Annotated in this window: 21 protein-coding genes; 17 read left to right on the top strand and 4 right to left on the bottom strand. The window is 52.9% G+C overall.

Going from position 1 to position 21,994, the window contains the following annotated elements; genetic code table 11:
* Window positions 1–4 precede the first annotated feature (4 nt).
* From KI379_RS16000 to KI379_RS15945, 12 genes are all read left to right on the top strand, one after another.
* The gene (locus tag KI379_RS16000) at window positions 5–1,291 is read left to right on the top strand and encodes an adenylosuccinate synthase (protein WP_212984168.1); all 1,287 of its coding nucleotides are present in this window, start codon (window positions 5–7) and stop codon (window positions 1,289–1,291) included.
* A 259-nt stretch (window positions 1,292–1,550) separates the two neighbouring features.
* Complete coding sequence (locus KI379_RS15995) at window positions 1,551–2,225, top strand: SOS response-associated peptidase (RefSeq protein ID WP_076171574.1); 675 nt, start codon at window positions 1,551–1,553, stop codon at window positions 2,223–2,225.
* Window positions 2,226–2,507: 282 nt separating this feature from the next.
* Window positions 2,508–3,161: a TetR/AcrR family transcriptional regulator gene (locus tag KI379_RS15990; RefSeq protein ID WP_212984167.1), complete on the top strand. Its 654-nt coding sequence runs from the start codon at window positions 2,508–2,510 to the stop codon at window positions 3,159–3,161.
* A gap of 69 nt (window positions 3,162–3,230) precedes the next feature.
* Window positions 3,231–3,758 carry a hypothetical protein gene (locus tag KI379_RS15985; RefSeq protein WP_212984166.1) on the top strand — a complete coding sequence of 176 codons (528 nt, stop codon included), beginning with the start codon at window positions 3,231–3,233 and terminating at the stop codon, window positions 3,756–3,758.
* 1 nt (window position 3,759) lies between these two features.
* On the top strand, window positions 3,760–4,176 hold the full coding sequence (locus KI379_RS15980) for an SRPBCC family protein (protein WP_212984165.1): 417 nt from the start codon (window positions 3,760–3,762) through the stop codon (window positions 4,174–4,176).
* A gap of 181 nt (window positions 4,177–4,357) precedes the next feature.
* Window positions 4,358–4,960: a nitroreductase family protein gene (locus tag KI379_RS15975; RefSeq protein WP_076171583.1), complete on the top strand. Its 603-nt coding sequence runs from the start codon at window positions 4,358–4,360 to the stop codon at window positions 4,958–4,960.
* Between the two features lie 175 nt (window positions 4,961–5,135).
* Entirely contained in the window at window positions 5,136–6,407 is a 1,272-nt protein-coding gene (locus KI379_RS15970; protein ID WP_212984164.1) for a WD40/YVTN/BNR-like repeat-containing protein, read from the top strand.
* A gap of 108 nt (window positions 6,408–6,515) precedes the next feature.
* Window positions 6,516–6,947, top strand: coding sequence for a DUF2500 domain-containing protein (locus tag KI379_RS15965; protein ID WP_145132479.1), 432 nt, complete (start codon window positions 6,516–6,518; stop codon window positions 6,945–6,947).
* 173 nt (window positions 6,948–7,120) lie between these two features.
* Window positions 7,121–7,870, top strand: a complete 750-nt coding sequence (locus KI379_RS15960) for an SDR family NAD(P)-dependent oxidoreductase (protein WP_212984163.1) — start codon at window positions 7,121–7,123, stop codon at window positions 7,868–7,870.
* A gap of 219 nt (window positions 7,871–8,089) precedes the next feature.
* Window positions 8,090–9,880 (top strand): hypothetical protein, encoded by a 1,791-nt coding sequence (locus tag KI379_RS15955; RefSeq protein ID WP_212984162.1) that lies wholly within the window; start codon window positions 8,090–8,092, stop codon window positions 9,878–9,880.
* Window positions 9,881–9,969: 89 nt separating this feature from the next.
* Window positions 9,970–11,073, top strand: a complete 1,104-nt coding sequence (locus KI379_RS15950; protein WP_212984161.1) for a hypothetical protein — start codon at window positions 9,970–9,972, stop codon at window positions 11,071–11,073.
* 172 nt (window positions 11,074–11,245) lie between these two features.
* The gene (locus tag KI379_RS15945) at window positions 11,246–11,701 is read left to right on the top strand and encodes an SRPBCC family protein (RefSeq protein WP_212984160.1); all 456 of its coding nucleotides are present in this window, start codon (window positions 11,246–11,248) and stop codon (window positions 11,699–11,701) included.
* A 163-nt stretch (window positions 11,702–11,864) separates the two neighbouring features.
* On the opposite strand, the gene KI379_RS15940 is transcribed toward KI379_RS15945, so the two are convergent.
* From KI379_RS15940 to KI379_RS15930, 3 genes are all read right to left on the bottom strand, one after another.
* Window positions 11,865–13,244: an ABC transporter substrate-binding protein gene (locus KI379_RS15940; protein ID WP_076171602.1), complete on the bottom strand. Its 1,380-nt coding sequence runs from the start codon at window positions 13,242–13,244 to the stop codon at window positions 11,865–11,867.
* A 148-nt stretch (window positions 13,245–13,392) separates the two neighbouring features.
* Window positions 13,393–14,217 carry a carbohydrate ABC transporter permease gene (locus tag KI379_RS15935; RefSeq protein WP_076171605.1) on the bottom strand — a complete coding sequence of 275 codons (825 nt, stop codon included), beginning with the start codon at window positions 14,215–14,217 and terminating at the stop codon, window positions 13,393–13,395.
* The gene (locus tag KI379_RS15930) at window positions 14,214–15,167 is read right to left on the bottom strand and encodes a carbohydrate ABC transporter permease (RefSeq protein ID WP_212984159.1); all 954 of its coding nucleotides are present in this window, start codon (window positions 15,165–15,167) and stop codon (window positions 14,214–14,216) included. The genes KI379_RS15935 and KI379_RS15930 overlap by 4 nt, the downstream gene beginning before the upstream one ends.
* A gap of 232 nt (window positions 15,168–15,399) precedes the next feature.
* Between KI379_RS15930 and KI379_RS15925 the strand changes: the two genes are divergently transcribed.
* The 4 genes from KI379_RS15925 to KI379_RS15910 all read left to right on the top strand — a co-directional run bounded on the left by KI379_RS15925 (window position 15,400) and on the right by KI379_RS15910 (window position 19,259).
* A complete protein-coding gene (locus tag KI379_RS15925) occupies window positions 15,400–15,825 on the top strand; it encodes a cell wall hydrolase (protein WP_076171610.1) in 426 nt (141 codons plus the stop codon).
* Between the two features lie 66 nt (window positions 15,826–15,891).
* Window positions 15,892–16,398 carry a spore coat protein GerQ gene (gerQ, locus tag KI379_RS15920; RefSeq protein WP_084203944.1) on the top strand — a complete coding sequence of 169 codons (507 nt, stop codon included), beginning with the start codon at window positions 15,892–15,894 and terminating at the stop codon, window positions 16,396–16,398.
* Window positions 16,399–16,746: 348 nt separating this feature from the next.
* On the top strand, window positions 16,747–18,054 hold the full coding sequence (locus tag KI379_RS15915) for a hemolysin family protein (RefSeq protein WP_076171613.1): 1,308 nt from the start codon (window positions 16,747–16,749) through the stop codon (window positions 18,052–18,054).
* Window positions 18,055–18,341: 287 nt separating this feature from the next.
* Window positions 18,342–19,259, top strand: coding sequence for an ArsR/SmtB family transcription factor (locus KI379_RS15910; protein ID WP_076171615.1), 918 nt, complete (start codon window positions 18,342–18,344; stop codon window positions 19,257–19,259).
* Window positions 19,260–19,422: 163 nt separating this feature from the next.
* Here the strand turns inward: KI379_RS15910 and KI379_RS15905 are convergent, their stop codons facing one another.
* Window positions 19,423–19,875: an SRPBCC family protein gene (locus KI379_RS15905; protein WP_089547780.1), complete on the bottom strand. Its 453-nt coding sequence runs from the start codon at window positions 19,873–19,875 to the stop codon at window positions 19,423–19,425.
* A gap of 288 nt (window positions 19,876–20,163) precedes the next feature.
* Between KI379_RS15905 and KI379_RS15900 the strand changes: the two genes are divergently transcribed.
* On the top strand, window positions 20,164–21,918 hold the full coding sequence (locus KI379_RS15900) for an ABC transporter substrate-binding protein (protein ID WP_116229994.1): 1,755 nt from the start codon (window positions 20,164–20,166) through the stop codon (window positions 21,916–21,918).
* Window positions 21,919–21,994 lie beyond the last annotated feature (76 nt).

Below are 21,994 nucleotides of genomic sequence, written 5' to 3'. Positions count from 1 at the left end.
ACCATTGACCGTAACAGCGATTGTTGGAGCCAACTGGGGCGATGAAGGAAAGGGCAAGATGACGGACGTGCTGGCAGCCAAATCATCTTACGTGGTGAGATATCAGGGCGGAAGCAATGCCGGGCACACGATTATTAACGAATACGGGAAATTCGGCCTGCATATGCTGCCTTCCGGCGTATTTTATCCGCATGTGACGAATGTGATTGGCACTGGAACGGCGTTGGACGTAAACGTGCTGGTGAGCGAACGGGAAGCCTTGCTGGCAAGAGGCGTCCCCGAACCGAAACTGGCTATATCGGATCGGGCGCAGGTCGTCCTGCCGATTCACCGGCTGCTGGATGAGCTGGAGGAGGAACGCTTGGGGGCGCGGAGCTTTGGTTCGACAAAGCAGGGGATTGCTCCATTTTATGCTGATAAATACGCCAAGCTCGGTGTGCAGGTAGCCGATCTGTACGATGAAGAAAGACTTCGGCGCCGGCTGCAACAGATGCTGGAAGCCAAAAATGTTCTGCTGACACATCTTTATGGCCATCAGCCTCTAACTCCGGAGGATCTCATGCCTGAATTACTGGAACAGGGCGAGAAGATTCGTCCGTTCGTGTGCGATACGGCCCAGATGCTGAATGAGGCTTACCGTAAAGGGGAAGGCATTTTGCTGGAAGGGCAGCTCGGAGCGCTGCGGGACCCGGATCACGGCATTTACCCGTTCTCCACGTCCTCCTCAACGTTAGCGGGATTCGCACCGGTTGGTGCCGGCCTTCCGCCGTATGCCATATCCCAAGTGGTGGCGGTGGTCAAAGCTTATTCGAGCTGTGTCGGTGCCGGCCCGTTCGTGACCGAGCTGGCAGGAGAAGAAGCGGAGGAGCTGCGCCGGCGCGGGGGCGATGCGGGCGAATACGGCGTATTAACCGGACGTCCGAGACGCGTGGGCTGGTTCGATGCGGTAGCAACCCGCTACGGCTGCATGATTCAGGGAGCCACCGAGATCGCGTTAACGAATCTGGACGTACTCGGGTACCTGGACCAAATCCCTGTATGCATCGGGTATCAGCTTGCAGACGGGACGGTAACCGACCAGTTTCCAGTAAGTGCGAAGTTGGATGAGGCAAAGCCGGTTCTGCAGCATCACAAGGGCTGGAACTGTGACATTACCGGCATTCGTTCCTTTGAAGAGCTGCCTGAGGCGGCGAAGCGGTATATCGAGATCATCGAAGTGACCGCAAGGGTGAAAGTAAAATACGTATCCGTAGGGCCTAAACGGGACCAGCTGATCACACGTAATCTATAGAGCTTGATCGATCCTCCGATGGAGCTGCTTCAGCCCGAACTCTTCGGGCGGCCTAGAAGCGGCTGCTTCATAAGAAAGAAGAGAAAGAAAATAATCACGCGAGAGCCTGACCGAAACTCCGGCAGTGTTTTCCGAGTAACCAAACGTCAGAACGGTTCCCTCCGCGAAGGGGACCGTTTTTTTGTTGTGCAAGCGGCAGGCACATGAATAATTTCCCTCCAATGGCAAACAATACGGGGTAAAGGGAGGCTGATGCTTCATGTGTCAACGTTTTTCCATGGCCGCCGAGCTGCCGGAGGTTCAGGAGCATTTTCAAATCGAACGGGTGATGTATTACTATAAAAACCGCTACAACATCAGTCCGACGCAGCATATGCCGGTGGTGCTCCAGCAGGACGGGGCGCGGATTCTGGATGAATTCCGCTGGGGCTTTATCCCTTATTGGGGAAAAGACGCAATCAATGCGGATCTCAGGAATGTGCACCAGAACCCCAGCTACCGGAAAATGGTGGACAAGCAGCGCTGCGTGATCCCCTGCAACGGATTTTACTACTGGAAGAGGGAAGGCAAGAAGTCTTATCCTGTCCGTGTAGTGATGAAAAACCGCGGCATGTTCGGGGTGGCCGGATTGTATGAAATATGGCGGGATACCCGTGGAGAGCCGCTGCGCACCTGCACCTTGGTCATGACGGATGCCAATCCGCTGATCGGTGAATTCGACGCCCGGATGCCGGCGATTCTATCTCCCGGGGACATGGAGCGCTGGCTGGATGAAAGTACGATGGATCTGGACGCGCTGGATCCGATTCTGCGTACCCATTCAGCGGAAGAGATGCATGCGTACGCGGTCACGCCGCTTATCGACAATGACACGCACGACACGGAGGAATGCATCCAGGAAATGAACCTGGAGCGAGCCTGGGTGAAACGATAATTTTTAGCAGTTTATCACTGCTTACGAAAAAGCCTTGCGGCTGAGCAGCGGGAGGGGATCTATCGCCTTTTCGAGTTGAATCAGCCCTAAGGCTTTTTGAGTTTGCGGCCAATAGCCGGCAAATTGACAACCCGATATGCTTCTCCTATAATTTCGACTAGTATCTATATAGAATGAACTGAAGAAATGAATGTTATAGGCATATTTGGCCGTTATCATAGGATGTTCAATTGCAAATACTTTGGTTCAATCTATCTAAGCCAACGAAAAGGTGGACGTATCATGTCTCCGCGCACCAAAGAACAAAATGAGGAAATCCGCAGGCAGCGGCAGCAGGAAATATTGCAGGCAGCCATGCGTGTATATGTTGAGAAGGGGTATGCGGCTTCGGAAGTCAGCGACATTGCGGATCGGGCCGGGCTCGCCCACGGACTTGTATTCTATTATTTTAAAAATAAGAAAAACCTGTTCAGAGCGCTGTATGAGCACATGATGGAGGAATCCCGGCGCTATACCGATGCATTTTTTGCACAGGATCTTCCCGTGTTGGAGCTGCTCGAAACCTATGCGCAAATCGTTTGCGAACGGGTTCTGGAAAATCCGGTGATGTCCCGTTTTTACATGCGGATCAGTCACGATATCCATTTCCTCTATACCCCGGACGAGATTTCACCGTTTGATTGGGTGAAGGGATTTATGCTCCCGATGACCCGCACAATTGACAGAGGCATCGCGGAAGGCGAGATCCGGCAGGGTGACGCGCACTTGATGGCGATGCAGTTTTGGGGTTCGGTGAGCCAGGGGATGGCTTACTTGGATCAATCCAAGCAGGAGATGGAAGCCCAAGGGATGCCGGATGCCGAGGTCAACATAAAGCTGACCGGGATGCTCCATCAAATCGTAGATTCATCGGTTTCCTTGATCAAAGGAGGCTGATGTTTTTTTGATTTTAATATTGACTTATAAATCAGTCAAAAATAAAATGAAGGCAAGGAGAGTGATATTTTGAAATTAGTGGAAATGAAGAAGCAGGCATTTGATGCGTTAACCGATGCAGAGCTTGTTTTGGCTTGTACCGACCCGGCAGTCAGCGCGTTGCAGGGAAAAGAGGGTGCCGATAAGGCAAGTGTGATTCGTTCGCTTCATCCGGATCAGCAGCAGGTGTTCATGATCAGGCTGCTGTACCCCGCATGCCATTCGGAACTGGACTTCCAAGCCTGGATCCGGTATTTGCTTGATACGCCTGGATACTGGCAGGGCGTTCAAGGCGGATTGCATTTTTTTGGCGAAACCGAATTAATCCGGACGTTGGAGGTAACCAAGCAAGCGATCGAAGGAAACGTCCCCCTTTCGCGCACGAATGCCGCAATCCCTCATCCAGAAATCTCTCCTTTATATGAACAATTCAAATCTGCATTCGACGACACCATACAGCGGATCAGCCGATACATTCGGATTCGTCCGGGTTCATTCGTACAATTCGTTTCGTCGAATGTTCAGTCGGCCCACCCATGGAATGGAGGCGGATGCTGAGATGGCAACGATTTATAAAGAAATTTGGATTGAGGCATCTCCGGAACTCGTATGGGATGTCGTCCGTGACGCCGGCGCCGTGCATAAACGGTTCGTGCCGGATTACACGGCTGAGACGCATTTTGACGGGGTGAACCGGCAGATCCATTTCAGCAACGGCAATATCGTGAAAGAGCTGATCGTCACCCGGGATGATGAGCAGAGAAGAATGGCTTATGCGGTGGTGGAAACGAAAATGCCGTTGCAGCATCACCATGCTTCGTTTCAGGTGTACGAGGACAGCGGGGGCCGGTGCCGCCTTGTGTGGATTACGGATTTTTTGCCCGACCAGCTGGCAGCTGAAATCCAGATCCGGGTCGACCGGGGAGCAGAGGTTATGAAGCGAACCATTGAAACCGAAGCACGGAACAACGTGTAACTAACAGGCAGGTCCATTCGTGATATCAGCGGATGGGCCTGCCTTTTTGATGCAAACCATCCCAGTGGGTCCGCATATTAAAAAAGCAGACTGGGAAAGTTAACCGGTAACGGCCAAAGTACATATTCCTTGGTCCAGGCACATTGTCGCCAGATATATAACATGGAGGTAAGAAAGAGCGATGCCCAAGGATTTTATCGAAGCACTGAAAAGAAGACGTTCCATCTATACCATCAGCAAACAGAACGTGACCACCGATGAGCGTATTCAGGAAATCGTGGAGGACGCAGTCAAGCATGCGCCTTCCTCGTTCAATTCCCAAACCTCCCGCGCGGTCGTTCTGCTCGGGTCCAACCATGACCGCTTATGGGATATTACGGAGGATATTTTGCGCGAGGTCGTCAACAATCCGGAGGCGTTTAAATCGACTGAGCAAAAGATCGGTTCGTTCCGCAGCGGCTACGGCACCGTTTTATTCTATGAAGACATGGACGTCGTTCGCAAATTTCAGGACCAATTCGCCGCCTACAGCGAAAACTTCCCGATATGGTCCAATCAAACCTCGGGGATGGTGCAGCTGATCGTTTGGACGGCGCTTGAGCTTGAAGGCTTCGGCGCTTCGCTTCAGCATTACAACCCGCTGATCGACGAGCGTGTCCGGGGTGAATGGAACCTTCCCGAATCCTGGAAGCTGATCGCCCAAATGCCTTTCGGCAAACCGACGGCGCCGGCAGGGGACAAGGAGTTCCAGCCGATTGCGGAGCGCGTAAAAGTGGTTCGCTGATCCATTGCGCTCATACTAGTCAACAATGCCCGGTGTCCTTCATGAGGATGCCGGGTATTGTTGTGTACCATTGCATACCAGTCGTATCCGACTGGCGTGAGCACCTCTTTATGTTATAATATTTATTTTAGAAGATGACTTGAGTGTAAGGGTCCTCAGCGAAGGAGGAATGAGAATGAAACGGTGGAAACAATGGACGGGCATGGGTCTCCTGTTCTGTTTATTGCTCTCTGCCTGCACAACAGAGAAGGAAGAACCCGCGTCTGTACCTGTCCCGAATCCCGAGCCTGCAGAGCTGGGGCAAACGCTGACCGTGGTGCCGACAGAATCAGCCAAGGCCGCTGCGGAAGATCCATCCCAATACCAAATACAGACCCGCTTGACGGACTTCCAGCTCCTAAGCGGGACGACGGGCATCGCGTGGGGACTGACGAGAAATGAACTGCGGATGTACCTTACGGAAGACAACGGAAAAACGTGGGTCAACATTTCGCCGGCTTCCAATGTACAATTTCCCGACAATTTAAAATATGGAAGAGACCTGTATTTCAAGGACCGGATGAACGGCTGGGTAGTCCGCAACGCTTCCGGCACGTCGGAGACGATCGTGCTGCATACGTCGGACGGAGGCGGTTCCTGGAAAGTAGCCTCCATCCCGGACAAGAACAAGGTGACCTCGATCTTTTTCGATTCCGATCATGTCGGCTGGATTATGCTGACTGCGGAATCATCGACAGGCAAACAGGATAAAACGCTGTATAAAACCGAAGACGGCGGAGCCAAATGGAAAATGGTGATGCATAATTATATCAGCAGCAATCAGACGTCGACGCAGGGTGCTATTCCGCCGCTCGGCTATGCGATGGGCATGACCTTTACCAGCCCGGCAAAAGGCTTTGCGATGATTCAGGAGCTTGGGGTGCCGAAGCTGTACCGTACACAGGATGGGGGCAGCGAGTGGAGTGAAGGACCGGCGTTTTTTAACCGGGACAAGCTGGCGTCCTGCAGCGGATTTATTCCGTCAAGCCCGGAATTTTTCGATACGTCCAATACGGAAGGCTGGATTCCCGTCGGCTGCCAGGTTGGCGATTCAGCTAAATACAACGGCTTTTTCACGAAAGACCAAGGCCAGACCTGGACTTTTGCCCCTTTTAACCTCGGATGGAATAAGGGGGTAAACCAGTCGCTTCGTCCTTCATTTATTAATTCTACACAAGGCTGGGCTCTGGTCGGCAATCTAATGTATCACACCGAAGACCAAGGGAAGACGTGGATGCCGCTGCCCGCAAGCCGCGTGCTGACCAGTATATTAAAGGAATATCCCGAAGTCGGTAAACTGCAGTTCAGCTCCCAGCGCGTCGGCTGGATGCTCGTTATGAAAAATGACGAAATGCGATCGCGGCTCCTTCAGACGATTGATGGGGGAATTACATGGAAAGTGCTCTGATCCCGTAAGATTGGCATCAAGTTCTTCAAATGGACGCATATACTGTTAATGACCATGCTATGCGTGTCACTGTGAAGCTTGAAGCTGGTGGATGGAAGGGGGAAGAGCATGGGAGATACGTCTTTCTGGATGTTCGATTTCTTCGGAAAGGTCATGCCGATCTTTTTTGTCGTTGTTATCGGAATTATTGTACTGTCTGCCGGAAAAGGTATTCTGCAGTGGGGGCGCAACAACAAGCAGCCCGTGCTCACCGTGGATTCCCGGATTGTCAGCAAACGCAGTCAGGTCAGCCATCATCAGCATCAAGATACCAATGACCATCTATCCAGCTATACGAAAACGACCTATTACCTTACTTTCGAAGTGGAGAGCGGCGACCGGATGGAATTTACGGTTAGCGGCGAACAGTACGGTTTATGTGCCGAGGGCGACGCCGGCCGGCTTACCTTCCAGGGAACGAGATACCTGGGATTTCAGCGCTACATGCGTGTATCCGGAGAAGAAGGCACCCCGGGCGCTATTCGGAGGATGAACCCATAGTTTCGGAACACGAATCCAAAGAATTGAATGGATGCGTCTTCGGCAGATCACTCTGCCGGAGGCGCTTTTTTTCTGATTTGCGCGGACAGCATGAAGCACGGACGTTTCTTGATTCCCCGGCTGCGTTAAGGTTAAATAGAGACATAGAGATTAGATCTAAAGGAGGAATGGTCATGTCATTCGAAGGAAAAGTCGTCGTGGTGACCGGGGCGGCGCAGGGAATCGGAGAAGGAGTTGCACGGGCTTTTGCCCGGCATGGCGCGCGGGTCGTCCTGGGTGATCAACATGAGGAGACAGGTGCGGCAGCTGCCGCCTCCATCCGCCAGGACGGGGGACAAGCTGTGTTCTGCCCGTGCGACGTGCGAAACGAAGCGGATATCAAGCGGCTGATGCAGACGGCACTGGAAGAATACGGGAGACTTGACGTCGTGATCAACAATGCCGGCGTGTCACGCTGGAAGTCGCCGTACGATCTGACGGTGGACGAATGGGATGACGTGCTGAACACGAATGTCCGCAGCTGTTTTCTGGCGACCAGGGAAGCGGCCCGGATTATGAAGGAGAAGGGGAATCATGGATCTGTTGTGAACATGGCGTCGACCCGTTCACTCATGTCGGAGCCGAATTCCGAGGCGTATGCCGCCTCCAAAGGAGCGATCGTGGCCTTGACCCATGCGATGGCCGTCTCCCTTGGGCCGGACGGGGTCCGTGTCAACTGCATCAGCCCGGGCTGGATCGAAACGGGAGACTACTCCGCCCTGCGGGAGGAGGACCACAGTCAGCATCCGGCGGGACGAGTAGGTAAACCGGATGATATCGCCCGGGCTTGTCTATATTTGGCAGATCCGGACAATTCATTTGTAACCGGGACCCACCTCGTAGTCGATGGGGGCATGACCCGCAAAATGATATATGAACCGTAACTTTTCGACTAATCAAAAGGTACTAATCCTTTCCAATTTTTCTCTATAGCCTTGTAAAAGGTAAAAATTAACTGGAGAATTTAGTTCCTTCTATGCAGTCGGGAAACCTGCTGCCTGTGGTGAGCCCAGCCTAATAAGGACTTGGGCTCATCTCTTTTTTCGACATCAATGCTATAATTACTCCGTTCTGCTAGAGATCTATAGGAATGGAGGGAAATTATGATTGTCAAAAGTTCTCGAATCCTGCTGACCGCGCTGATGTGCCTTTCGGCTTGGCTGCTGATGGGGTTTTCTTCCCCGTCCGGACCGGTCAAAGCCACATGGGTATGGCAGACGGAGCTGATCGAGGATGGCGGGAAGAACCTGCTTGACTTTGCCCAAAACCAAGGAATCAACTTGATTTACTTACAGATTAATCGGGACATGCCGGCAAGCGAATATGAAACTTTCATAAAAAATGCTCATGCTGACAACATTGCCGTGCATGCGCTCGGTGGTGACCCGGGTTGGGCACAGACCAAGCACCGTGACCGGCTTGTGGGCCTGGTGGATTGGGTAAACGATTACAACAACGCTGAAGCGTCTGACGCCCAGTTCGACGGTATCCATCTGGACATCGAACCTTATGTTCTTCCGGAATGGGGCACCGACCCGGAAGGCGTCATCGGGACATGGATCAATAATATACAAGCCTTCCTGGATGCAGCGCACGCATCCGGCTCCAAGCTGGACCTCGGGATCGATCTCCCGTTCTGGTTTGACGGGTATACCGTCCCGGACCAGGGCGACGAGAAGCTGACCGAATGGTTTATGAAGTCGTTTGACCATGTGACGGTTCTGGCTTACCGCAATACGGTCGATTCGGAGCACGGCATCGTGGAACTGGCCAGGGACGAGATGGAATCCGCCCAGCGGCTCGGCACCAAAGTCCTCGTGGCCGTCAACACGAAGCAAATGCCCGGTGAGGAATATACGTCCTTCTACGGAAGCGGGAAGAGCGAAATGGATCAATCGCTTGAATCGCTGTCGGGCGCGCTGGAATCCTATACCTCGTATGGTGGTATCGCGATTCACGACTTCCGCAACTGGGAGAACATGCCGGACGGTGGAGAGCCGGGAGGCACCAATCCGGATCCCGCACCTAATCCAGATCCAGAGCCTGAGACACCTTCGGACGGCCAAGTGCCGGACCCCGATCCGGTAGACAGGGATAAGCAGGTGCGCGGCACCTACGTATGGGAAGCCAATCAGGTTATGGAGCACGGCCAGGAAATTATCGAATTTGCCAAGGAGAAGAAGCTGAACTGGCTGTTCGTCCGCCTGGACCTTCAGCAGCCGATTGAAGCGTATCGTTCGTTTGTGAAGGAAGCCTCGGCCGCTGGCATCGAAGTTCACGCCATGGGTGGTCACCCGATTTGGGCACTGACGGAGAGCCGTCCGAAGATGATGAAACTGGTGAATTATGTGAAGAAATATAACCAAGAGGTGGCAGGGGACGAGCGTTTCCATGGTATCCATCTGGATATCGAGCCGTACGTGCTGCCGGAATGGAGAAAGGATCCGGGTCATCTCCTTGAGGAATGGACAGGGAATTTGAGCGCTTTTGTCCAGGAAATCAAAAAGGATTCGAATCTGCAGGCCAGCATGGATTTGGCCGTTTGGCTGGACAAATACAAGGTCCCCGGCACGGAAGAATCCATCAGCAAGTGGATGATCGACAAGATGGATTTTGTATCCCTGATGGCATTCCGCGATACGGCGGGAGGAACGAACGGGATCGCAGCCGTCTCCAAGGAAGAGATTGCCTTTGCCAATGAGCTTGGCAAGCCAATTCTCATCTCTGTCGAAATGAAGGACAGCGGGGAAGGGAACCATATTACTTTTGCCGAGGAAGGATCCGCCTACATGGAGGAAGAACTCGCGAAGCTGCCTGGGCTGCTGGCCGACTCGCCGTCCTATACCGGAAACGTTGTTCACGCTTACGACTACTGGAAAACCGCGAAGCCTTAACCTGTTTTCCCTAGGCATTCACACAGATCTGCCGCCATGCATAACATAGGATGTAAACATTTTCGGACGACAAAGGAGTGTTGACCCGTATGGCGGATCAAGTGAAGCATTATTTTGCGAGGGGAAATACGGCGGACGGTCTATATACGCTGTTTGATTCGGTGCTGAGCGGCTTGGATACGGTCTTCGTACTGCAGGGCCGGGCAGGGACGGCGGTCTCGGCATTTCTCTCGGAGCTTGCGGAAGCATGGAGCCAAAAGGGCTGGAGCCTTCACTATATTCATCATCCGTTGAACCGAGACTGGCTGGAAGGGCTCATCCTGAAAGATATCGGCATCGGGGTTGTCGACGGCAACGCCTGGAGCGCCGATCCGGTTCTCGAAGGAACCGAAATCCGCATGATCGATCTGGAGGATGCGATTTCCACGGAGTGGCTGAACGAGCATGCCGGCGAAATGGAAGAAGCCGAGCGGCAAACGAGCGCGCTCTACAGCGAAGCCTACGATACATTCCAAAAAACGCTGCGGATCCATGATGAATGGGAGGCCTTCTATATCCAGAATCTGGACCGGGCCGTCATGGACCGGCTTGCCGAAGAGTGGGCGGAAGAACATCTCGTTCCGATCCGGCCAAGACGCGCCCATGCCGTTCACCGCTTCCTTGGCGCGGCTACCTGTGAAGGGGCTGTCGATTATGTTCTGAATTTAACGGATGGCCTGGAGAAGCGCGTCTTTGTCAAAGGCCGTCCGGGTTCCGGCAAATCGACGCTGTTTAAACGCCTTGCCAAAGCGGCGGAGGAGCGAGGGGTCGACACGGAAATCTATCACTGCGGCTTTGATCCGAACAGCCTGGACATGATTATTTTTCCGCAGCAGAGCCTGGCGATCTTTGACAGCACGGCGCCCCATGAGCATTTTCCGAGCCGTGAGGGCGACGAAATTCTCGATGTTTACGAACTGGCGATTAAGGCGGGAACCGACGAACGGTATGAGGATCAGATCGCCGAAATTCGCGGCCGCTACTCCCGCTCGATGAAGGAAGCGATCGCCTTGCTGGCCACAATCAGAGAAGTTCAGGAGCCCGTTCTGCGAATTTATGACCAGGCAGTCGACCGGGAGGCCATCCGCCGTTTGGCTGAAGGAATCTCGGCTGAAGTGGATGCCTTGACGAACTCGTCGGTCGTTGGCGATTAATTACGGTTACCCGCGTCTTTGCATCATAGGAAAGCCCCGGTTTCCAATTCCTTGGGAACGGGGCTTTTTGGTGCATGGCTATCCCGCAGCGGCTTTACTTGACTTGCCTATGTCTGCTGTCTATGATGATACAAGCTCCGCAATCCATGAGAAGAGGGAGGAAATGAACCGAATGGACACACGCTCCTTTGTTTATGTCACCTATATTGCTGCGACGCCCGAGAACCTTTGGCAAGCGTTGACCGATGGCGACCTGACCGAGAAATACTTCTTCGGAACACGGGTGGAATCCGAGTGGACAGTCGGATCAGCCGTGAACTATCTGCGAGGCGGCGAGGTAACCGATTATGGTGAGGTGCTGGCGTCTGATGCGCCCAGACAGCTGTCTTTTACTTGGACCTATAAAGGGGACAACACGCCCCGGAACAGCCCGGGCGTCGTCACCTTCGAGCTGCAGCCCATGGGTCCGGTTGTGAAGCTGATTCTCCGGCACGAGAACTTGCTGGACAGCGACTTTGTTGATGAAGAACGGACCTTTGAAGGGTATAACAACGGCTGGCCGGCGATTCTCAGCAATCTCAAAACCTTTTTGGAAACAGGTGAGACGATGCCGCCGATTTCTCTATAACGGCTTGCGGACAATGATCTGGATAATGTTCCCTGCAAAAGACAAAACGAAAGCCGGAATTCTCGAAAAGAGAACTTCCGGCTTTTCCTGTTTGTTTCTGCTATAAGTGCTGTCTTCGCCAACATAAGAGGGTCATGCTAAGGGTTCAAGCTATTAGTTGACCTTAATGGCCAACCGTTTTGTTATATTCCTCGATCTTGCTCGTAATTTCCTTGGCGGCATCATCCAATGCCTGCTTGGACGTTTTTTTGTTGTTAAGCACTTCCTCGATCGCCGTTTCCGTCAGCTGGCGCGCTTCGGGGAACACACCCATCACTGCGCCCTGGGTAGCGAGGCTTGGTTCAGTTTGGTGCAGCTGATCTACGGCCGTCTGGAACTGCGGATACTGCTTCATGTTGTCTTTCACGTTCTGTTCGTCATAAGCTTTGGTCGTGATCGGGAAGTAGCCGGTATTGATATGCCATTCCGCTTGAGATTTCGGCTCAGCCAGAAATTTAATGAACTCCCAGGCTGCTTTTTGTTCGGCTTCCGGCCGATTGTTCAGGATCCAGTTGCTCGCCCCGCCGACAATGACTCCGCCTTTCGTTGCGGCGTCCGGCTTCGGCAGGAAGGCGGTGCCGACTTCAAACTTGTCCCCAGCAGCCTTAACAATACTGCGCAGCGAAGCCGTGGAATCGAGCGTCATGGCGATTTGCCCGGCGGCAAATGCCTTGGACGTATCATCCGTCTTGCGACCGAGGTTCAAGAGCGACTTGTCGTCCACCATTTGCTTCCACCAATCGAGCGTCTTGACGGCCGCGTCACTGTTCAGCTGCGAGGCGGTGGCCATACTCGTTCTGCCGTTGCCGTTGTTCAGGAGCTCTGCGCCCTGATTGGCCAGCAGCTGCTCCATAAACCAGCCGTAAATCGCGAAGGAACCGCCGGCTTGTCCCTGCTTGGTGAGCTTCTTCGCCGCTTCCGCCACTTCGGCGTACGTGGCCGGCGGCTTCTCAGGGTCCAGTCCGGCTGCTTTGAACGCGTCTTTGTTGTAGTACAAAATCGGGTTGGACGTGTTAAACGGCATGGAGTACAGCTTGTCGTCAAATTTGTAATAGTTCAAAATGTTCGGTTCGAGGCTGGAAATGTCAAATTGGTCCGCATCAATGAACTGCTGTACGGGTGTAATCGCCTTGGTGTCGATCATGAAGCGGCTGCCGATCTCGTACACCTGAATCAGGGAAGGACCGCTGTCCGAGCCGAGCGAAGCTTTGAGCTTGTTCAGGCTCTCGTCGTACGTCCCCTGGTATTCCGCCTGAACGACGATATCTTTATGAGAAGCGTTAAATTCATCCACCAGCTGCTGTGCCGCTTTTCCCACATCCCCGCTCATGGAGTGCCACCAGACCACCTTTACAGGGCTGCTGTCGCCGGAAGCGGAAGCCGCGGCATTTGCCTTATCTTCCCCGGAAGCTTGGCCGCCGCTGGATGTTCCGCATGCCGCCGTAAGCAGCATCATGCAGGACAGCAGCATCATGGCGAGTGATTTCTTGCCGAATGGTTTCATCTTCAACAATCTCTCCCTTTTTGAAATCGTTAATTGATATTGGAAATTATAAGCCGGCCGGAACGCCAACCGGCTTATAACAACGATCCGGTTCATTGAGTGCAAATGGACTGAATGTGCGTCGATAGACTTTTTCCTCATGCCACTACTAGCCTTTGAGTGCACCTGCGGTAATACCCCGCACCAACGGCTTCAGACCGATGATCAGGAGCAGGAGGGACGGCAGCAGAAGCACCACGATGCCGGCCATGACGACGTTCCAGGCGGTGACTTCCTCAAACTGCAGCATGCCGATGCCGATCTGTACGGTTCGCATGCTTTCCTTGTTTGTAATGAGCAGGGGCCACAAATAATTGCTCCAATTCGTCAGAAAGGAATAGACGGCAAGGGTCGCCAGGGCCGGCGCCGACAAAGGCAGCACCAACCGGGAAAAGATGCGGAGATGGCCGCAGCCGTCCATTTTTGCCGCCTCGAACAGTTCTTTCGGCAGCTGCAAAAAGTACTGTCTGAGCAGGAACGTGCCGAACGCCGAAGCGATAAAGGGAACGATCAATCCTTGATACGTATCGACCCAATGCCAGCTGCGTACGGTCAAATAATTGGGAATCATCGTGACTTCCCATGGAATCATCATCGTCGACAGAAACAGGGAGAACAGCAGCGCCTTGCCGGGAAAGCGCAAGAACGCGAAGGCATACGCCGCCAGGCTGGCCGTAATCAGCTGGCCGAGCATGATGGCCGTGGCGACGACGAAGCTGTTGCCGATGAACCGGGCCACCGGAATGGTCTCGAACACCTGAACGAAGTTGGCGAAATGCAGTCCCGACGGAAGCAGCCTGGGCGGGTACGCCGCTGACTCAGCGCTGCTCATGAAGGCTGACGATAGCGTGTACAGCAGCGGAAACAAAACCGCCAGAGACGCCAGGATCAGGAGAAGGTACAGCAGCGGCTGCTGGATTCTGCTAAGGGTCATTGGTAATGCACCTTCTTTTCGCCGAATTTAAACTGCAGGATCGTCAGCGCCGTGATCAAGACGAACAGGATCAGCGCCTGCGCACTGCCGCTGCCGAAGCGATAGTTGATGAATGCATCCTGATAAATGTTATACACAAGGACGTCGGTGCTGTTCATCGGGCCGCCTTTGGTCAAAATGTTGATTTGGGCAAAGGATTGGAACGCGCTGATGATCGACACGACCCCAACGAAGAAAAGGGATGGGGAGATCAGCGGCAGCGAGATCCGGAAGAACGTTCGAACCGATCCGGAGCCGTCGATCTTGGCGCTTTCGTACAGGTCGTCCGGAACGCCCTGCAGGCCGCTCAGCAGCACGATGTAGTTAAATCCGAGGTTCAGCCAGACGGTCATCATCGCGATCGAAGGCAGGGCCCACTTCGGATCGGTTAGCCATTGGATCGCCGGGATACCGAGAAAGCTGAGCCCGTAATTCAGAATGCTGAGGGTCGGGTGGTACAGAATCATCCAGATGACAGAGCCTGTTCCGACCGAGACGGCCATCGGCAGAGAAAAGATGAAACGGAAGATCTTCATGCCTCTAAGCTTCTGGTGGGACAAGGCGGCAAGCAGCAGGGCGGCCGCCGCACCGGTCGGCACGGTGAACAGGATGTATTTTACGGTGACCCACAGGCTGTTATAGAACTGGTCCGAGCTCAACACGGCCTTGAAATTGTCGATTCCGACGAATTCGGCAATCCGGCCTTGCGGATCCGTCAAAAACAAGCTCAGATAGACGGATTTACCAAGGGGGTAAAACAGGAAGATGCCGAAAACGATCAGAGAAGGAGCCAGGAAGCCATAGGCCAGCAGCCGTTCTTTCCAGCGGGAAACACGCAGCGATTTCAGCGGGATGGCCCCGGCACGGGCGCGGGATCGGGGAGGATTGGGTAGCGTCATGTCTTTTTCCATCAGCCTGGTTCGACCTCACTTTATAAGGATGTGGACTTTCCTTACCCAGTATAGAGAGGCGTTGTTAACGGGAAATCAGACGAATGTAAAGCTTTCCTGCGGAACGGACAACTTTGTCAAATGCTTGTAAATGAGCTGCAAGAAAGGACAAGAAGCGCAATTTTTCTGGTCACCAACTGGGCGGATGCACATACACTGTAGAGGAAAACATCGAAGCAAGGAGGATGGACCTTTGGCTGTCATCAAAACCAATTCGGAGCAAACCAGGCTTCTGGCACGGCTTATGAGAGCGGAAGCGGAATCTGAGGGAGACCTGGGCATGCTGATGGTCGGCAATGTCGGGGTGAACCGGGTGCTCGGCAACTGCCTGGATTTCAACAATATCCGCAGCATTCGGGATATGGTGTTTCAAAGTCCCGGCGGGTTTGAGTCCACGCAAAAAGGGTACTTCTATCAAAGAGCTAGAGACGCCGACATCAGGCTCGCAAGGCGGTCGATTAACGGTGAAAGAACCTGGCCGGCATCCAATGCGCTGTGGTTCTTCCGTCCGACGGGAGAATGCCCGCCGACCTGGTTCAACCAGCAACAAACCGGGCGTTTTAAATCCCACTGCTTCTTCAGCCCAACCGCCGCAGATTGCCCACGAGTCTATGGATAGACCTTCAAGCAGCACATGGGACATGGTTTTCCAATTTGCCATATATAAAGGAGGATGCAAAACACAATGATACCGCAACCGTTCCGACCTGTTACGTATTCTGGAGGAGGTTATCCCGGGGTCTCCGGCATGGGGCCGATGGGCCAGCACGGAATGATGGGTCCAATGGGGCAGCAGGGGATGATGGGTCATCAGGGGATGATGGGGCAGCCCGGAACTACGGGAACCGTTCCTCCGCCAGTGACCAGCGGCAGCCCGATCACACAGACCGGCGCTGTCATCCAGGCACCGCCTTCCCAGCAGTTTGAGCAGTCGTACGTTGAGAACATACTTCGCCTGAATCTGGGCAAAACGGGCACCTTTTACATGACATACGAAAACAACTCGCAGTGGAATGCAAAAATATTCACCGGCGTCATCGAGGCGGCAGGCCGTGACCACATCATCATCAGTGAACGTTCGACAGGCAAACGGATTATTTTGCTGACGATCAACCTGGACTACATTACATTTGACGAGCCGCTGATCTATCAATATCCGGGTGTTATCGGCAACCCGCCGACAACCCGTTAAACCGCATTACGCCCATAAAACCTATAGCAAATGACGAAAAAGCCGTCCCTGGTGTCTGAATTGACAAGGGACGGCTCTTTTAGCCTGGCAACCGCTCGATTGCTTGAAATATCAGGCCGTCCCTGAATGATGCAGTCATACCTTGCCGTTTGACTGTGTAGTGTATAATTATATAATTAAGTATAGTGTATAAATTAAGCTTAAAGATTTCGTTTATTTGAAGGGAGATGAATCCATTGGGAAGTTGACGGCCTATTCGCAGCAGTGGATAACGGTGGTTCACCATTTTAACTTACGAAGGAGGTGTACCTATTTGCCGGTCAAGGATGACGGTGAATAGGAAGCAGATTGGGAGACCCCTTACCGAGTTTGATATGGGTTTTTATACTCGTATTATTGAACGGTTTTTTTGTATCGGTTGAATTTGCCATGGTCAAGGTCCGGAGCAGCCGGGTAGAGACCTTGGTGGAAGAAGGACGACGAGGCGCGGTGTATGCCCGCAAGATCGTCAACAATTTGGATGCGTATTTGTCCGCATGCCAGCTGGGCATTACGCTCGCTTCGCTGGGGCTTGGATGGCTCGGCGAACCGGCGGTCGCGACGCTTCTCAGACCTTTGCTTCATTCGCTAGGTTTTGGCGAAGCAGCTGTACACGGCATTGCGGTCGTCATTGCATTCCTGCTTATTACAATTCTCCATATTGTGCTTGGAGAACTGGCGCCGAAGACGATGGCCATCCGCAAGGCGGAATCGGTCGTGCTCATGTCGTCGGCCATCATGATCTATTTCAACAAATTGATGTACCCGTTCATTTGGGTATTGAACGGATTGGCAGGCAGCCTGCTGCGGGTGTTCCGTGTCGCCCCGGCTTCCGAGTCGGACTCGGCACATACGGAGGAAGAAATCCGCATTCTGATGAAAGAAAGCAACAAAAACGGACTCATTGACAATACGGAAATGGCACTGGTTGATAACATATTCGAATTTGCGGAAACGACCGGACGGGAAATCATGATTCCCCGAACGGAGATGATCTGTCTGAATACTCAGCTGTCCCGGGAGGAGAATCTCGAGATCGCTTATGAAGGCATGCGGACCCGGTACCCTGTCTGTGACGGGGATAAGGACCATATCATCGGCTTCCTGCACATTAAAGACTTATTACATTCCACAACGCTTGAATACAATACTTTGATACGTCCGATCCTGACTGTGCCCGAATCCATCCAGATCAGCGCATTGCTGAAACTGATGCAGCGGGGCAAAACCCAGATCGCCATCCTGATTGACGAATATGGAGGCACATCCGGGCTGGTTACCCTGGAAGACATTATGGAAGAGATCGTCGGTGAAATTCAGGACGAATTCGACGAGGAACGTCCGGGAATCGAGAAAATCCGCGACGACGAATATTCGATTGACGGATTGATGCTGATTGAAGAAATTAACGAACGCTTTGGTCTGGAGCTGGATACATCCGATTACGATACGATCGGCGGCTGGCTGTACTCACGCATCGAGGCGATTCCTCCGCAGCGAGGACTGTCGGCAGAACTGGACGGCCACATTTTCATAGTGGAAGAAACGGATAATAAGCGCATTTCAAGGATTAAGCTCCTGAAGCCAGAGGTCATGGTCGAGGAAGCGGGCGCGTAGAGTTGTAACATATAGGGAGAAGTTCACGGGAGCAGTCCGCGGATTGGCGGGTGCTTTCTAAAGGGCACAGTGCTGCGGCGCTGTGCTCTTTATATTCACAGGTTGGGTCTTCAATTTTTCTTAGTAAATCGATAAGAAATCCTTATATTGAGTTCCATTATGTGCTGAAAAGGCAGCATTTCGAACGAATGCCGTTTGGACTATCGCACGGTGATTCGTTAAAGGAGTGGAACATCACGGAGCATTCACGTTATAATGATTACTAATTTGAGAGGGGGAACCGAGGATTGGATTACCGCATTGACATCAAATTCGAGCCCGTACATGAATTTATGAACAGCCTTCATACCTATATTTGCCGGGCGTCCTACAAAAAGATCGATCTGTCCCCTTCGTGGGCAACGGCCACCAAAAAACAGCTCAAGCCGGAATTTGCCGCCATGCTGGACGAGATGCTCGTGAATGGCGACTGGTGGAGCTTTGCTTACCTGCTGGGCCTCCTCGTTCCGGAGGGCAGGGGCGTCGAGGGATTCCTGGACTGGCTGGAGAACCTGACGATTCAGGACCTGGTCCAGCTGTTTACGGCGAACGGCAATGAGTTTCCGGACGAGGATCTGGAGGTTTTCCTGGCCCGGACGCGGTCGATGTTTGAACAATGGTACGAGCAGTACTTCCGGAACGTAGATCCGGCCATTCTGCAGGCGCTGGAACGGGAGAAAGAGGAGCGGCTGCAGCAGCTGACGGACGCGGACCGGGCGGATTTTGTCGACGAGACGACCAACGGCATGCTGTTCAAACCGGTGGACAGCGCGGACGAGCTGGTGCTCATTCCGCAGTACCATTTTCAACCGGTCAACATGGTGACCCATTATGGACGGAAAATTTACTGCCATTATAATTCCCGCATTTATTTGGGAGACGATGATTATATTCCGACCCATGACCTGCGGATGATCCGCAGCCTCGGCGAGAAAAGCCGACTTAAAATTTTGCGCTTTCTGCATGGAGGACCGCGGACGTTTACGGAAATCGTCAGTCATGTCCAGCTGTCCAAAGGCATTACCCACGACCACATCTCGAAGCTGCGCACCGCCGGGTTAATCTACGCCCATTTTGAAGGGGAGAACCTGACCGAATACAGCCTGAGAAAACGCGCCATCCATCAGATGCAGGAGCGGCTGCTCGGGTACATAGAAGAAGGCTGAAGCTTCGATACCAATTGGAACAGCAGAGCATGAGGGACCGGACCATAGTACACGAAGGGGTCATTCGGCAGCAGGGTCGTATAGACAGATACGAGCAGATATCATTATAAAAAATAGCCTGGCCGTAGATGTTACGGAACCAGGCTATTTGTACGTTAACCATTTACGGCCGGCTAAGTATATGATCTTCGGACTCTATTGCCGCTTTGAGCTCGTCCAGCAGCTGAAGCCACGTACGGACATGCCACTGCCTTGCAGCCATGCCTTGCGGGGTATTTTTCCATCCGATATGCATCACGCTAAGGCGGGTAAGGTCCTCCAGCTGTTTGAAATTGACCTGCACCATGGTTAAATCCCCGTCCAGATTCATCGTCTCCGCAAAAATTTCAGGTCCTTTCCACTCAAACTGCAGCACCCGCGGTTTCTCATATTTGAGCAGCTTGCATCCGGTCGGTGTCTGATCATTCGGGTTAGGGTACAGCTCGTATCTGCCGCCTTCCCATGGTTCAATCCGTGCTGCAGGAGCCAGCCACGCCTTAACGCGGTCTTCTTCCGTCCAAGCCCTCCATACCAGATCCAGCTCTTTTTCAATGAGTATTTCGTGTTTAATGGTCACTGTAATGAAGTCTCCTTTGGCCAGTCGTCAATGAATCTATGATTTACCTTATCCTAGCATATTTTTAAGGCCGAAGTCATGCCAAAACGGGAACAAACAGGGGACATCTCCTCAACGTTGAAACGGGCTATTTCCCTTACAGAAAACGCATATGACAAACTTTCAGAAAAAAACTTTTAGTTCTCTATTTACAGAACTCGAAATGGTTTCTATAATAACGATATCATCTACAAATATAAATCATACTTAATTCATCGGAATGGTGAGTAAAAACGGGAGGTTATGATGATGAAAAAAGGAGTGTACTTGCTAACTTCGCTGTTGATCGTCGGATCAATGCTGGTTACGGCATGCTCGAACAATAGTGATGACACGGGTTCATCCAGCGGAACGGCTCAAACGGAGCAAGGTACAAAAGATACAGCGGCTTCGTCCGATGCCGGAGGAACCTCTGCACTGACCGAGCCTTATACGGCAGCCGACTTGTCCAAACTGCCCGATGTGGCCAAGCAGCGTACGGACACGATTATCGTGGCGCTGACCGACCCAAGCGGTGCCTTCACACCTTATTTTACCCAGAGCGGTTATGACGGCAACGTCAACTCCCTACTGTTCGGTTCGCTGGTGACAGTGGACGATAAGGGATTGCCGGTTCCGGACCTTGCAGAGAAATGGGACATTTCCGAAGATCAGAAGACGATTACATATCATCTGCGGAAGGATTTGAAATTCAGCGACGGATCACCAATGACGGCTGACGACGTGGCATTTACGTGGACGATCCTGTTCGACCCGTCCTATGACGGCGATTCGATTATCCCGAGCACGATCGCGATCCAGGGCGCGCAGGATTATAAGGATGGCAAGGCGAAGAGCATTTCCGGCATCAAGGTGGTCGATCCGCAGACGATTTCCGTCACGCTGGATAAGCCGAACGCAACGGCGCTTGTCACGCTCGGCTCGAACATTTTGTCCAAGGCATACTACGGCAAGGATTATAAGTTCGGTGACCTGAGCTACATCAAAAACCTGCATCAAACGCCGGTCGGCAACGGCCCATACAAGCTGGAGAAATTCATTCCAGGCCAGGAAGTCCGTTTTGTCGCCAATGAGAACTACTATAAAGGCAAGCCGAAAACAGAGCACTTCATTTATAAAACGTCCGAAGGCGATGCCTGGCAGTACCTGGAGACCGGAGAAATTGACTACACTTCGTTCCCGGCCACAACCGAAAATATCGAGAAGCTGAAGTCCCTCGGCTTCACCAACATTTTGCCTTATACGGCCAGCAACTATGGTTACCTGCAGGTCAACCTGGAACACGAAGCGCTGAAGGATAAAAAGGTACGCCAAGCGATCGCTTACGGCCTTGATCGTCAAAGCATCTACGTGGACGCGAACGAAGGTGCCGGTGCAGTAGCCAACATTCCGGCTCCGCCGATCTCCTGGGCTTACACCGAAGACGGCATTAACCCGTACAAATTTGATTCGGAAAAAGCCAAGCAGCTGCTGGACGAAGCCGGCTGGAAAGTGGGCGCAGGCGGCATCCGCGAGAAAGACGGCAAGAAGCTGACGATCCACTACCTGGGCTCGAAGAGCAAGCAGACGGATATCTTTATTCCGGTGGCTAAAGAGAACTTCCAGGCGATCGGTGTCGACTTCCAGCCGGAAGTGTTCGCCGACTTCAACTCCCTCGTGTCCAAAGTGGAGAGCGGGGATTACGATCTCGTATCCTTCTCGACTCCGCTGCTGCAGGATCCGTCGGACGGCGTCATGCAGTTTATCGACGGCGAGATCAAAGCCTACGACAATCCGAAGGTGAAAGAGCTCTATGACAAAGCGCTCGCGACTTCCGACATCGAAGAGCGCAAGGCTATCTACAAAGAGCTGTTCCAGCTGCTAAACGACGAGCTGCCGGTCATCTTCACGAACTACAAGAAGACGGTGTACGGTTACAACGGCCGCATCGAGAACCTGAAGGTCAGCCCGTTCGTCGGACTTGCCAACAGCTTGCCTGACTGGTCGCTGAAGCCGGTACAATAATCAGAAGGACCCACAATGGAGTCCCCCGACCGCGAAGCAGCCGCTTCTGCGGCGGGGGACCATGTAATTAGGAGGC

Origin of the sequence: Paenibacillus cineris, from assembly GCF_018333335.1 — a bacterium.
Classification (GTDB): domain Bacteria; phylum Bacillota; class Bacilli; order Paenibacillales; family Paenibacillaceae; genus Paenibacillus_AQ; species Paenibacillus_AQ favisporus.
This window is presented reverse-complemented; position numbering and strand designations above follow the sequence as displayed.